This window comes from Paraburkholderia oxyphila NBRC 105797, assembly GCF_000685075.1.
Classification (GTDB): Bacteria; Pseudomonadota; Gammaproteobacteria; order Burkholderiales; family Burkholderiaceae; genus Paraburkholderia; species Paraburkholderia oxyphila.
The window spans coordinates 48,831-61,632 of sequence record NZ_BAYD01000014.1 but is presented as its reverse complement, the minus strand read 5'-3'; the positions used below and the strand labels follow the sequence as shown (position 1 = coordinate 61,632).

The 12,802-nt window shown below is 65.9% G+C and carries 10 protein-coding genes; 6 read left to right on the top strand and 4 right to left on the bottom strand.

The features are described from left to right. The first annotated feature begins 62 nt into the window (after nt 1–62). The 4 genes from sucD to BO1_RS12430 all read left to right on the top strand — a co-directional run bounded on the left by sucD (nt 63) and on the right by BO1_RS12430 (nt 4,921). The gene (sucD, locus tag BO1_RS12445; RefSeq protein WP_028217843.1) at nt 63–944 is read left to right on the top strand and encodes a succinate--CoA ligase subunit alpha; all 882 of its coding nucleotides are present in this window, start codon (nt 63–65) and stop codon (nt 942–944) included. Between the two features lie 211 nt (nt 945–1,155). Next, the gene (locus BO1_RS12440; protein WP_028217842.1) at nt 1,156–1,866 is read left to right on the top strand and encodes a TerC family protein; all 711 of its coding nucleotides are present in this window, start codon (nt 1,156–1,158) and stop codon (nt 1,864–1,866) included. Nucleotides 1,867–2,162: 296 nt separating this feature from the next. After that, nucleotides 2,163–2,786 carry a pilin gene (locus BO1_RS12435; protein WP_028217841.1) on the top strand — a complete coding sequence of 208 codons (624 nt, stop codon included), beginning with the start codon at nt 2,163–2,165 and terminating at the stop codon, nt 2,784–2,786. A gap of 314 nt (nt 2,787–3,100) precedes the next feature. Further along, on the top strand, nt 3,101–4,921 hold the full coding sequence (locus BO1_RS12430; RefSeq protein WP_028217840.1) for a PglL family O-oligosaccharyltransferase: 1,821 nt from the start codon (nt 3,101–3,103) through the stop codon (nt 4,919–4,921). Nucleotides 4,922–4,993: 72 nt separating this feature from the next. On the opposite strand, the gene moaC is transcribed toward BO1_RS12430, so the two are convergent. Beyond that, on the bottom strand, nt 4,994–5,473 hold the full coding sequence (gene moaC, locus BO1_RS12425; RefSeq protein WP_028217839.1) for a cyclic pyranopterin monophosphate synthase MoaC: 480 nt from the start codon (nt 5,471–5,473) through the stop codon (nt 4,994–4,996). Between the two features lie 650 nt (nt 5,474–6,123). Here moaC and BO1_RS50745 point away from each other — a divergent pair. Continuing rightward, nucleotides 6,124–8,055 carry a tetratricopeptide repeat protein gene (locus tag BO1_RS50745; RefSeq protein ID WP_245643777.1) on the top strand — a complete coding sequence of 644 codons (1,932 nt, stop codon included), beginning with the start codon at nt 6,124–6,126 and terminating at the stop codon, nt 8,053–8,055. 160 nt (nt 8,056–8,215) lie between these two features. Continuing rightward, the gene (locus BO1_RS12415) at nt 8,216–10,072 is read left to right on the top strand and encodes a M48 family metalloprotease (protein WP_028217838.1); all 1,857 of its coding nucleotides are present in this window, start codon (nt 8,216–8,218) and stop codon (nt 10,070–10,072) included. Nucleotides 10,073–10,113: 41 nt separating this feature from the next. On the opposite strand, the gene BO1_RS12410 is transcribed toward BO1_RS12415, so the two are convergent. From BO1_RS12410 to BO1_RS12400, 3 genes are all read right to left on the bottom strand, one after another. Then, on the bottom strand, nt 10,114–10,755 hold the full coding sequence (locus BO1_RS12410; RefSeq protein ID WP_028217837.1) for a DUF2946 family protein: 642 nt from the start codon (nt 10,753–10,755) through the stop codon (nt 10,114–10,116). After that, nucleotides 10,748–11,866: a YheT family hydrolase gene (locus BO1_RS12405; RefSeq protein WP_028217836.1), complete on the bottom strand. Its 1,119-nt coding sequence runs from the start codon at nt 11,864–11,866 to the stop codon at nt 10,748–10,750. Before BO1_RS12405 ends, BO1_RS12410 begins: the two co-directional genes overlap by 8 nt. Before the next feature lie 292 nt (nt 11,867–12,158). After that, entirely contained in the window at nt 12,159–12,605 is a 447-nt protein-coding gene (locus tag BO1_RS12400; RefSeq protein ID WP_028217835.1) for a nuclear transport factor 2 family protein, read from the bottom strand. Nucleotides 12,606–12,802: the final 197 nt, after the last annotated feature.

Sequence of the window (12,802 nt, the reverse complement as noted above, 5' to 3'; positions counted from 1 at the left end):
ACACCGCAACGCAAGAAGCGGTCTGGCGCGACGCTTGACGCCAAACGAACAGAGGTCAATACATGTCGATTCTGATCAACAAAGACACCAAGGTCATCACGCAGGGCATCACCGGCAAGACCGGTCAGTTCCACACGCGCGCCTGCCGTGAATATGCCAACGGCCGCGAAGCTTTCGTCGCGGGCGTGAACCCGAAGAAGGCCGGCGAAGATTTCGAAGGCATTCCTATTTACGCGAACGTGCGTGAAGCGAAGGAAGCCACCGGCGCGACCGTTTCGGTCATCTACGTGCCGCCCGCAGGCGCAGCGGCTGCGATCTGGGAAGCGGTGGAAGCCGACCTCGATCTCGCGATCTGCATCACGGAAGGCATCCCCGTTCGCGACATGATCGAAGTCAAGGACCGTATGCGCCGCGAAGGCCGCAAGACGCTGCTCCTCGGCCCGAACTGCCCCGGCACGATCACGCCGGACGAACTGAAGATCGGCATCATGCCGGGTCACATCCACCGCAAGGGCCGTATCGGCGTGGTGTCGCGTTCGGGCACGCTGACGTATGAAGCAGTCGGCCAGCTGACGGCACTGGGCCTCGGCCAGTCGTCGGCAGTCGGTATCGGCGGCGACCCGATCAACGGTCTGAAGCACATCGACGTCATGAAGATGTTCAACGACGATCCGGATACGGACGCCGTGATCATGATCGGCGAGATCGGCGGTCCGGACGAAGCGAACGCCGCTTACTGGATCAAGGACAACATGAAGAAGCCGGTGGTTGGCTTCATCGCGGGCGTCACGGCGCCTCCGGGCAAGCGCATGGGCCACGCCGGCGCGCTGATCTCGGGCGGTGCGGATACGGCCGACGCGAAGCTGGAAATCATGGACGGCTGCGGCATCAAGGTGACGCGCAACCCGTCGGAAATGGGCCGTCTGCTGAAGTCGGTGCTGTAATGTCGACGCTGTAAATTTCGAAATTCGCCAGTGCTCGCGCGTCCCGTACGCGCTGGGCGCAGGCGTTTTTTGATATGCTTGCGGAATCCTTTCGCGAGGTTTCCGGAGAAAAGCGAGGGAGCCAGTCATGGCTGCCTCGCTTTTTTATTGGCGTGCGCCGCTGCGTTTTCGCGCGGTCGCGCCTGATCGCAGTACTCACGCTCCCGCCTTCATGCTCGAGTTCTTCACGTCGCTCCACTGGGGCGCGGTTATTCAGATCATCGTCATCGACATCCTGCTCGGCGGTGACAACGCCGTGGTGATCGCGCTCGCCTGCCGCGACCTGCCCGCGCAGCAGCGCCTGCGCGGCATCGTCTGGGGCACCGTCGGCGCGATCGTGCTGCGCGTCGTGCTGATCGCCTTCGCGGTCGTGCTGCTCAACGTGCCGTATCTGAAGTTCACGGGCGGTTTGCTGCTGCTGTGGATCGGCGTGCGCCTGCTTGCGCCTTCGCATCTCGAGCATGCGGACGTGAAGCCCTCCGACAAGCTGATCGGCGCGATCAAGACCATAATCGTTGCGGACGCAGTGATGAGCCTCGATAACGTCGTGGCCATCGCGGGCGCCGCCGAGGCCGCCGATCCGCGCCACCGCATCGCGCTCGTGATCTTCGGCCTGATGGTCAGCATCCCGCTGATCGTGTGGGGCAGCCAGCTCGTGCTGAGGCTGCTCGACCGCTATCCCGTGGTAATCACGCTGGGCGCCGCGCTGCTCGGCTGGATCGCGGGCGGGCTGATCATCAACGATCCGGCCGGCGACCGCTGGCCGCTGCTCGATACGCCGCTCGCCGAATATGGAATGAGCGTGGCGTGCGCGCTCTTCGTGGTCGCCCTCGGCCATCTGCTCAAGCGCCGTCATGAGCGGCGCGCGCAGGGCTCGCATTGAGCGCAATGATGGAGCCTTACCGGCGGTCCTGAGCGGACCACCGTGCGGACCACGGCGTCGGCCAGCGCGCCGATCGATGCACCGACAGCACTGCGCCTAAGCCATCCGGCCGACTGCTGCGCAGACGGGGCCGCCGATACGATCGAAGCGCCTGTTCACCTTTTCGTGAGCAGGCGTTTCTCGTTTCAGGAGCCCTGATGATGATCGTATCTCCATCCGTTTCCGCTTCCGGCCCGCGCGCTTCGCGTGCCGCCGGGCCGTGTGCTTCGCGCGTCTGTGCTGTGGAGGCTTTCGCCATGCCCGCCGTTGCAACGCCCGCTCTCGCAACACATGCGTTTGCCACCCATGCCGCGGCTTCACTCGTGCGGTCCTGCCGGGCGTTCGTGCGTCTCGCGAGGCGCTGGACCGCGCCTGGCTTCACGCTAATCGAATTGATGATCGTGCTGGCCATCGTCGGGGTGATCGCCGCTTATGCCATTCCTGCGTATCAGGACTATCTCGCGCGCAGCCGGGTAGGCGAGGGCCTCTCGCTCGCCTCCGCGGCGCGGCTCGCGGTGGCCGAGAACGCTGCGAGCGGCAATGCGTTCGGCGCGGGCTACACGACGCCGCCGGCCACCCGCAACGTCACCTCGGTGCAGGTGGACGACACAACCGGCCAGATCACCGTGGCGTTCACTACGCGCATCGCACCCGAGGGCAGCAATACGATCGTGCTGGTGCCCTCCGTGCCCGACAACGCTGACTCGCCCACGGCGCGCGTAGCGCTCGCGCAAGGCAGCGTGCAGGGCGGCACGCTCACGTGGGAGTGCTTCGCGGGTGGCAAGTCGGCTTCGTCGCTTGGCGCACCGGGTCTGGGACCGACGCCGGCAGAGGCGGCCACGCTGCCTGCCAACCTGGCGCCGCCGGAGTGCCGCGCCTGAGCACGCAAAAGGTATGCGTAGGGTACGTTTCAGGCACGCATAGGGAACGCCATAAGGTACGTATAAGGCACGCGTGACCGCTTGCAAGCGCACCGAACGCCGTGAGGGCGTCCGGTGCGCGATCGCTCGCGCGTGTGCGTGTCGCTATGCGCTACGCACGCTGCACCAATGCGGGGCCGGCGCGCAATGCGCGGCGCAAATATCGAAGCCATGGCACGTGCGGGCGAATTTCGTCCGTCTGCTGTCCGCAAACCTTCAGCACAGGGAGGGAAAAGTTTTGTATAGTGCGCCGGTTGCTGACGCCCCCCATACCCATGCCTTCTCCTTTTGCGCGTTACCTTACGTTCGTCTTGCTGGCCGTTGCGTTGATCCTGCCTTATGCGGTCGTCGCACACACCTATCCGATCCCGACGTTCTACGCTGAATTCACCGCGCTCGCGCTCTATCTGATGGTCGGCGCCGGGGTCTGGCTGCTGGTGCGTTCCGCGCGGCCGACCATCGAGTTCAGATCGCCCGTAGTCGCGCTCGTGCCGCTCGCCTTCGGCTTGCTGCTCATCGCGCAGACTTTCGTGCTGCCGGTCGCAGAACCTTCGATGAACTGGCTGGGCGCGGGCTATCTGCTGGCTGCCTTCATGGCCGTTCACGCGGGCTACGGCATCACGCGCGTGAACCTCACGCGCGCCGCGATGGTGTGGGGCGCCTGGGCGCTCGTGATCGGTGGCCTGTTTGCGGTGTTCTGCCAGGTCATCCAGCTCCTGCATCTCGAAGCCAAAGTCACGCCGCTCGTCGTTGCCTATAACGTGCAGTTCGACCGGCGGCCGTTCGGCAACATGGCCCAGGCCAACCACCTCGCGACCTATATCGCGTTTGCGACGGCAGCGGCGCTGTATCTCGTGCAGACGCGCCGGCTGAACGTGCTGCTGTGGGTCGTGCTGTCGGCCATCTATTCGGGCGGCCTTGCGCTTACCGTGTCGCGCGGCCCGTGGCTGCAGATGGCCGTGATCGTGGTCGCGGGGTTCTGGATGGCGCTGTCCGCGACGCGCGGCGTGCGAGCCGAAGGCGAGGCAGGCAATACCGCCGGCGCAGCGGCGTGGGCCGGCAGCGCGCGTGCCTGGGTCGTGCCAGTCGTGCTTTTCGCGATCTTTTTCGCCGTGAATGGGCTCGTGCGCTGGGCCAACGTCCACTATCAGTTGCAGCTCGACCAGTCGGCGGCCGACCGCTTCAAGGATGCCGGCCAGATCGCGCCGCGTATCGCCCTATGGCGCTACGGCTGGACGATGTTCAAGACGCATCCGCTGCTGGGCGTGGGTTGGGGAGATTTCCCGATCCATCAGTTCGAGCTTGCGCGCAAGCTGGGCGGCGTCGAGATCGCCAATAACTCGCACGACATCTTCATCGACTTGCTGGCCAAGACCGGCTTGCTGGGCTGTGCGATCGTCGTGCTCGGGCTCGTCGCCTGGTTTGTGCGCGCGCTACGTGCGCCGCATACGGCAGAGCGCATTTTCGGCTTCGCGCTGATTGGCGCGCTGGTCATGCACGCGCTCGTCGAGTATCCGCAGCAGTACATGTTCTTCCTGCTGCCCGCGATGTTCGTGTTCGGCCTGCTCGAGACCAGGCCGCTGCGCTTCGTGTCCCCTGGCGTCTCGAGCGCCGTGTATGCGGTGGTCGTGTTCGGCGGGATCGCGTCGCTGTGGCCGGTGGTGCGCGACTACAACCGCGCAGAGGTCCTCTATTACGGCTCGCATCCCGCGCAAGAGTATGCGGATGAGCCATCGTTCCTGTTCCGCGCCTGGGGCGATTACGGCATGGCGACCCTCATGCCGATCAACGCCGCGGAGCTCGCCACCAAGCTCGCTGCGCACGAGCGCGCGATTGCACTGCTGCCGGGCGAGACCGTCTTGCGCCGCTATGCCGCCTTGCAGGCACTGGATGGAAATATGGATGGTGCGTTCGATACGGTCGAGCGCCTGAAGATCTTCGCGCTGGAGCTTCATGACTGGCCCACGCAACTGGCCTCGCTCTACAGCCTGTGCGACGACGAGCCGACGCTCGCGGGTTTCAAGGCCGCGCTGCTCAAGAAGTACGGCCCACCCACAACGAAGGTCGACGAAGACGAAGACGATTCGGACGATTGATGATTGGGCGCCGCGGCTGAGCACTCGCTCGCCGCGGCGCAGCCGGATACGCCTGGCGCGCAGCGCAGTGCCTTACCCCTGCGCCACCCAATCCCCCGACTTCCCGCCGTGCTTCTCCAGCACTTTCACATCGGTGATCGTCATGCCGCGGTCCACCGCCTTGCACATGTCGTAGACCGTCAGGAGGCCCACCTGCACGGCGGTCAGCGCTTCCATCTCCACGCCAGTGCGGCCCAGCGTTTCCACCTGCGCCGTGCAATGCACGCCCGGCAGTGCCTCGTCGAGCGCGAAGTCGACCTTAACGCGTGTGATCGCGAGCGGATGGCACAGCGGAATCAAATCGGAGGTGCGCTTGGCGCCTTGAATCGCGGCGATGCGCGCGACGCCGATTACGTCGCCTTTCTTCGCGTTGCCGTCGCGCACCAGCGCGAACGTGGCGGGCAGCATGCGGATCGTGCCGCTCGCTACGGCGATGCGTTTGGTCTCGGCCTTGGCGCCGACGTCGACCATGTGCGCGTCGCCGGCGGCGTCGAAATGCGTGAGTTCGGGCATGGTGAATTCTTTCGTGATGGGGGGCTGTGCAGGCCCGATGACATCGGAGGGTCCGGCTCCTCAGAGCCCTGGCTGCGGCGTGCGGCCTGGCGTTACACAGTGGGCAACACAACCTCAGTGTAGCGAGGTTTCACAAAATCTCGAATGTCCCTGGAGCCAGGTTTGCAGCGTGTGCTGTCGCAAGCGCCGCCAGGTTCTCGTTCGGCACGCGCCACTGTTCGGCGACGATCGCGAGATTCGGCACGCCCGCGGCCTGACGAGAGATATCGATCTCTGACGTGCCGGTAAGGGTGCGTGGATTTTTCTATCGAGTTTGATGCTGCCCCAAGGTTCGGGAATTGTAAGCGCGGATCCGAGGTTTCGCGGCGATATATTACGGGAAATATTTAAGCACGCACTCGCTCCATAGGAGTGTTTGGTCAATCAAAGGGCACGGCAATTTTGGGCGCAGATGGGGCCGCCGCTGTATTCCTGAGGCCGCAGAAGTCCTTATTTTTGGGTAGTTTCCAGTGATATCCGACGATCCAAACAAGCTCGACGAAGCTATCGGCCTTTATGCGAGTGCAGCGGCGCTGTACGGCGCGGGGCGCTGCGAAGCGGCGCTCGCGCTGATTGAGCCATTGCTGACTGGACCACGACCGGATGCGCGAATGCTGAATCTGGCCGCCGCCTGCTGCTTTTCGATTAGACGTCTGCACGACGCTGAGGCGCACTGGCGGCGCGCGATCGAGGTCGATCCCGACGGCTGTGATGCGCACAACAACCTCGGCGCTTTACTGCAAGAGACCGGCCGCTTGACGGAGGCCGAGGCCTGCTACCGTCGGGCGCTATCGATCGCGCCGGATCGCGCGGGCATCCATGCAAACCTGGCCCACGTGCAGGCGCTGCTTGGCCGTTCGGTGAAAGATGCGGCGGTGATGTCTGAAGGCCATGACGATGCTTTTGCCCACCATCGTGGCTTGGGCCCAGAACCGACGGACGAGGCGCGCATCAAAGCCGCCGTCGCGTTTTACGAGGGTGGCCATTATGCGGAAGGCCTTGCCATATTGCAGCCGATGATCGCGTCAGAACATCCGTCGGCGCAGACGCTGAATCTCGCCGGCGGCCTCTCGTGTGCTCTTGGCCATTGGTCGGATGCGGAGGATTTCTTGCGCCGTGCCGTGGCAATGGATCGCGGGCACTGCAACGCCCATAACAATCTCGGTGTCGTGCTGGAAAAACTCGGGCGCTGGGACGAGGCCGAGCGCGCGTATCGCGAGGCTCTGGCAATCGAGCCGCGTCACGCCGGTGCGCAGTTCGCTCTCGCGTGCCTGTTCAAGACGCAGGCGCGCTGGGCCGAGGCCGAGAAGGCTTGCCGCACGCTGCTCGAGCTCCGGCCGCACGACGCACAAGCGCACAACATCCTCGGTGCCGCGTTGCAAGCGCTCGGCCGCATGGATGAGGCGACCGCGCATTGGCGCGAGGCGCTGGCTATCCAGCCGGATTTTGCCGAAGCGAGTTTTAATCTTGGCATCGCGATGCAAACGCGCATGCAGGATAGCGAAGCGGAGAAGCATTATCGCCATTGCCTGAAACACGCCCCCGGCGATCTGGACGCCCAATTCAATCTCGCGAACGTCTTGCTCAGGACGGGGCAATTCGCCGAAGGCTGGGCGTTGTACGAATGCCGCCTCGAGCGCGCGGCCGTTGCGCTACCGTTCGCACCGTGGAGGGGCGAGCCGTTGGCCGGCAAGTCCATCGTCGTGTGGGCCGAACAGGGTTACGGCGACAGCCTCCAGTTTTGCCGCTATTTGCCGATGCTCGAGCGCCTTGGCGCGGCGAAGCTCACGGTTGCGGTCCAGCCGGGCTTGCGCAGGCTGTTCGAGCGGATTGACGGGGTCGATGCCTGTATCGAGATGAGCGGGCAGGCGCTCGCCCATCACGACTATTGCTGCGCGATGTTGAGCTTGCCTCATCGGATGGGTACGACACTCGAGACCATTCCCGCGTCGATGCCCTATCTCGATGTACCGGAAACCTGCCGGACGCAATGGCGGCGGCGCTTGCCGCATGGGCGAAAAATCGGGCTCGTATGGGCCGGCGAACCGCGTCCCTATAACCCGCTCGCAAACCGGATCGATCGACGCCGCTCGCTAGCCGCATCCGCCTTTTTGCCATTGTTGCGCGCGCCGGGCGTGACCTTCGTCAGTCTCCAGAAAGGCGAGGCGACCCAACCCCAGATCGAAGCCCTGCCGGCGGCGCTGCGTCCGTTCGATCCGATGCACGACGTGCGCGACTTCGCCGATACGGCGGCCATTGTCGAGCAACTTGACCTGGTGATTACCGTCGATACCTCCGTCGCCCATCTGGCGGGTGCACTCAACAAGCCCGTGTGGCTCCTCTCGCGCTATAACGGCTGCTGGCGCTGGATGCTCGATCGCGACGACACGCCCTGGTATCCGCGCACCCGGCTGTTTCGCCAGGCGCAGCCGGAGGATTGGGCCGAGGTGGTCGAGCGTGTGAGACTCGCGCTCGAAGCATGGCTGGCGTCCGAACGCGAGCCGGGTGCGCCGAACCCGTCGTTCGACCTGGGCACCCGCTAGCCACTGCGCAAGGGAGCGGCGGAACAGCGAGCGCATCCGTTCAGCTAGCGCAGCGTTCACGGGTTGCCGCGCCAGCTTACAATCAGCCTGCCGGTACAGGCGGCATGCGATGTGTTCGGGTCGCCGGGCCGGCGTCCTGCATTCCTCGATCCTGTCATCGATGCATCTGAAACGGCTGCTTGCTGCCTCGCTGTGCGCAACGCTCGCCATGCCTCCGCAAGCGTACGCGCAGGCGCCGGGCGATGGGGCGGGGGCATCGGCTGCGCGGGCGTCCGCGCTCGTGAGCGGCCCGCTCGACGACGAGGCCGACCCCGTCATTCCCGCCTCGATCGCACAGGGCGTATTCGGCACGTACGGCGGCGCGCAGAGCCGCTTCGGCGCAGCCGGATCGGGGCAATCCGCGAATTCGTCAGGCACTGCCGGCACCTCCGCACGCTCGCCGGCCTGGGTCCCGCAACTGCCCGATCTCGGTGACGGCTCGGGCGGCGCGCTCACGCCGCAGGCCGAGCGCCGCATCGGCGAGCGTGTGATGCGCGAGATCCGGCGCGACCCCGACTATATCGGCGACTGGCTCGTGCGCGACTATCTCGACTCGGTTGCGGAGCGCCTTGCGGAGTCGGCGGCGGCGCAGTTCATCGGCGGCTATCGGCCGGATTTCGATTTGTTCGCCATGCGCGATGGCCAGATCAATGCGTTTTCGCTGCCGGGCGGCTTCATCGGCGTGGACACGGGGCTGATCGTGGCCACGCAGACCGAGTCGGAGCTCGCCTCCGTGCTCGGCCACGAGATGGGCCATGTGCTGCAGCGGCATATCGCACGCATGCTCTCGCAAAGCGAGCGCAGCGGCTACGCCGCGCTCGCGGGCATGCTGTTCGGCATTCTCGCGGGCGTGCTGGCGAGAAGCGGCGACCTCGGCAGCGCGATCGCCATCGGCAGCCAGGCCTATGCCGTCGATAGCCAGTTGCGCTTTTCGCGCGCCGCCGAGCACGAGGCGGACCGCGTCGGCTTCAAGTTGCTGGCCGGCGCCGGCTACGATCCGTGGGGCATGGTGGCGTTCTTCGAGCGGCTCGACCGCGCGTCGATGAGCGACGCCGGCGTGCCGGCCTATGCGCGCACGCATCCGCTCACCGTCTCGCGCATCGCCGACATGCAGGATCGCGCCCGCCGCGCGGCTTACCGGCAGCCGCGCCAGTCGCCCGAATACGGTTTCGTGCGCGCCCGCGTGCGCGTGCTGCAGAACCGCTCGCGCGGCGACTACCTCGACGAGATCTCGCGGCTGCGCGCCGAGATCGAGGATCGCGTTGCGCTCAATGTGGCGGCGAACTGGTACGGCATCGCCTTTGCTCAACTGCAGGTCGAACGCTACGACGATGCAGCGGCGTCGCTGGCCAATGCGCGCGCGGCATTTGCCCGGTTCGAGGCGGTGGATGGCGGCAAGACGCGTGGTGCGCCCCGTAGTTCGTCGACTAGTTCGCCGAGCGGGTCGCCGAATAGTTTGCCGAGCAGTTCACGGAGCGGTTCGCCGAGGAGTTTGCCGGCTAGCTTGCTGAGCAGTTCACCGACTAGCTCGCCGAGCCTCGACGTGCTGGCCGCCGAGATCGCGCGGCGCGCGGGCCGCACCGACGAAGCCGTGCGGCTCGCGCAGGCCGCGCATGCGGCGTGGCCCGCGTCCCACGCGGGCACTGACAGCCTGTTGCAGGCGCTGATCGGCGCGCGCCGCTTCAAGGAGGCGCAGACGCTCGCGCGCAGCGAGGCCGAGTCCGAGCCGCGTCAGGGGGCATGGTGGCAGTACCTCGCGCAGTCGAGCGCGGGTCTGGGCGATCTGCTCACGCAGCGGTGCGCGCTCGCCGAGAAGTTCGCGCTCGATGGGGCTTGGCCGTCGGCGATCCGGCAGCTCAAGGAGGCGCGCGACATGAAGTCGGTGGGGTTCTACGATTTGTCGACGATCGACGCTCGCCTGCACGAATTCGAGGCGCGCTACAAGGAAGAGCGCGCGGAGGACAAGGGCAGCGGATGAGCGGCGCGCGCGGATTGGCGCATAGCGCTCGCCGCCTCAGCTCATCGCGCAGCCTTTTCCGCTTGCTCCGGACTCCGCACGAACGCGAAACGCGCCGGCACGTCATCGCGTGCGATGGATTGCAAGGGCAGCGCGCTCCCGGCGCGCCAGTGAAACGTGCCGCTCGCGCCATCCTCGGCGAGCGTCGCATGCTCCGTGAAGCCGTCGAGATCGTGATCGTGCAGCAGGGCCACATTTGCATGTGCGGCAGCGGCTGCATCGGCGACATCGGCGACATCGGCGCTCCCGCCCGCCGTATCCGGCAGCGCGCGCTCGAACAGCACGCTGCCGTGTTCATCCACGTACACGGCGGCCGGCTCGAATGGCTGGCCCGTTTGATCGGTGAGCGTCAGCGCGCCGCCGTTCGCGCTCGCGAGGCGCACGACCCACGGCGTGTATTCGAGCTCGACATAGACACGTTGCGGCCCGTTCTGGAAGAACCACTGGCCGATTGCGTCGCGCTCGTAATTGCGGTTGATGAAGCCGATCAGCGCCTCGTGGCGGACCGGCGTGCCGGGCGCACCTTGCGCCTGGTCGGCTTCGTCGCGCAGGCGCCAGTGGCCACGCGCGTCGAGCAGCAGCCAGCCGGTGCAATGAGGAACGTTGGGCCAGCGCGCGAGCGCCTGCTTGACGATGTCATCCATGAGTCGTGGCGAGGTGAGGCGAGAGATAGCAGGTCACGCGCTGTGCGAGCCAGTCGCTGCGGCCCGGAAATGGTCCCGTCATGAAGCCGACGTGGCCGCCGCCTTCGGGCTGGTCGAGCTCGACTGCGGCGCTCACTTCGTGGCACACGGGCAGCACGTCGCCGGGCAGGAACGGGTCGTTGCGCGCATTGATAAGCAGCGTCGGGACGACGATCTCGCCGAGCCTCGGGCGGACCGTCGCCCGCGTGTAGTAGTCGTGCGCGCTCTGAAAGCCATGCAGCGGCGCGGTCACGACGTCGTCGAATTCGTACATGTTGCGGGTCGCCAGGACGGCTTGCGCGTCGAACAGGCCCGGATACTGCTCGAGCTTTTGCAGCGCCTTCACTTTCAGCGTCTTCAGGAAGCTGCGCGTGTAGATCATGCCGAAGCCGCTTGCGAGCATCTTGCCGCCCGCGTGCACGTCGAGCGGCGCGGAGATCGCGGCTGCGGCGGTCACGATCCGTGCGTCCTCGCGCTGCTGCGCGAGCCAGTGCAGCAGCACGTTGCCGCCGAGCGAAACGCCTGCCGCCACGAGCGGGCCCGTGTGACGCGCCGCGAGACGGCGCAGGACCCAGTCGACCTCGGCGGCGTCGGCGAGGTGGTAGAAGCGCGGCAGGAGGTTCATCGGCCCGCTGCAGCTACGGAAGTGCGGGATCACCGCGTGCCAGCCGCGCGCATGCGCGGCCGCCGCGAGCGCGCGGGCGTAGTGCGAGCCCGAGCTGCCTTCGAGGCCATGGAACAGCACGAAGAGTGGGGCATCGGGCGGGGCGCCCGCCGTCGTTTTTGCATTGGTGCCCGCAGTGGCGCTACCAGGCGCGTCGACCCAGTCGAGGTCGATGAAGTCGCCGTCGGGGGTGTCCCAGCGTTCGCGCCGGTAGGCGGGCAGGGGCAGGTGCGAGAACAGCGCGGGAATGATGGTCTGGATGTGCGCACCCGGTAGCCAGAAGGGCGCGCGATAGGTCGAGCCGGCCTGCGTGTAACCGCTCGCACCGTTCAGGACCGACGTTGCGGCGCGTCTTGCCGCTTCGTCGTTTCTTGGGCTCATCGCCGCTTCGTCGCCTGTCGTGCTCATGGCCATCCCCTGTCGATCAGAGTTGGCGCTTTGGTTGTCGGCCGGAGTTAGCGCTTTAGCGCTTACTCCGGTCCCATGCAAAGTGCCTTACTCTGATCCCATGCTTCGCGGTCGATCAGAGTTGGCGCTTTGGCTGTCGGCCGGAGTTAGCGCTTTAGCGCTTACTCCAGTCCCATGCAGCGCTCCGGCTCTGGTCCCGTGCAACGTGTTGCTTTCTACTGCGCTTTCACTTTCATCTACTGCTGTCCTGCTTCGTGGCGCGCCCGTTCCCTGCTTCCCGCTTCTATCCGTGTCAGTGCAACGCGCCCTGGCCGTGGCGCAGCTTCGCGGAGAACTGGCTGGCTGCGTCGTCGGGCATGCGGCTCGCGTGAATGTGCGCGATGCGCCACTCGCCACGCTCATGCACCATCACATAGGTCGTGAAGACCATCGCCGGAATCGCGTTCGGATCCACGGGGCGATGCGCCTCCACGATTGCGTAGACCACCGTGCCAAGGCTGTCGTAGACGCGTATGTCGAGCGGCTCGATCGACACGGGCGCCGCTTCGAACTCCGCGGCGAGGCCGGCGCGAATGTCGGACAGGCCGTGCAGATGCGCGCCCTCGGCGCTGATGCAGCTCACGAACTCCTCATCGATCCACAGGCCCATCAACGCGTCGATATTGACCTCCGCGATGGCCTGGTAGTACGCGTTGAGAGTGTCCGCGGCGGCTTCGAAGATGTGGGCAAAACGTGGCATGGCTCGTTGATCTGATGCGCTTCTTGCGCGGGTTGGCGTTTGCTTCGGCGATTGCTTCAGTTGCGATGCGCGAGACCTGCGTTGCGGCTGGCAGCCGCGAGCATGCCGCGATCGCGAGACAGGCCTGTGACGCCCCGCTTCGTTGCGCGTTACCTGAATTGGGCGCGCGCTCGAGGCACCGCGTCGGTGGCGTGCCG

Excerpts from the sequence above, each read along its gene's own strand:
- moaC (WP_028217839.1), bottom strand. The coding sequence starts at position 5,473 with ATGCCCGAACTCACGCATTTCGACGCCGCCGGCGACGCGCACATGGTC.
- BO1_RS12405 (WP_028217836.1), bottom strand. The coding sequence starts at position 11,866 with ATGAGCACGACAGGCGACGAAGCGGCGATGAGCCCAAGAAACGACGAA.
- BO1_RS12440 (WP_028217842.1), top strand. The coding sequence starts at position 1,156 with ATGCTCGAGTTCTTCACGTCGCTCCACTGGGGCGCGGTTATTCAGATC.
- BO1_RS12410 (WP_028217837.1), bottom strand. The coding sequence starts at position 10,755 with ATGGATGACATCGTCAAGCAGGCGCTCGCGCGCTGGCCCAACGTTCCT.
- BO1_RS12435 (WP_028217841.1), top strand. The coding sequence starts at position 2,163 with ATGCCCGCCGTTGCAACGCCCGCTCTCGCAACACATGCGTTTGCCACC.
- BO1_RS12400 (WP_028217835.1), bottom strand. The coding sequence starts at position 12,605 with ATGCCACGTTTTGCCCACATCTTCGAAGCCGCCGCGGACACTCTCAAC.
- BO1_RS12415 (WP_028217838.1), top strand. The coding sequence starts at position 8,216 with ATGCATCTGAAACGGCTGCTTGCTGCCTCGCTGTGCGCAACGCTCGCC.
- sucD (WP_028217843.1), top strand. The coding sequence starts at position 63 with ATGTCGATTCTGATCAACAAAGACACCAAGGTCATCACGCAGGGCATC.
- BO1_RS50745 (WP_245643777.1), top strand. The coding sequence starts at position 6,124 with ATGCTGAATCTGGCCGCCGCCTGCTGCTTTTCGATTAGACGTCTGCAC.
- BO1_RS12430 (WP_028217840.1), top strand. The coding sequence starts at position 3,101 with ATGCCTTCTCCTTTTGCGCGTTACCTTACGTTCGTCTTGCTGGCCGTT.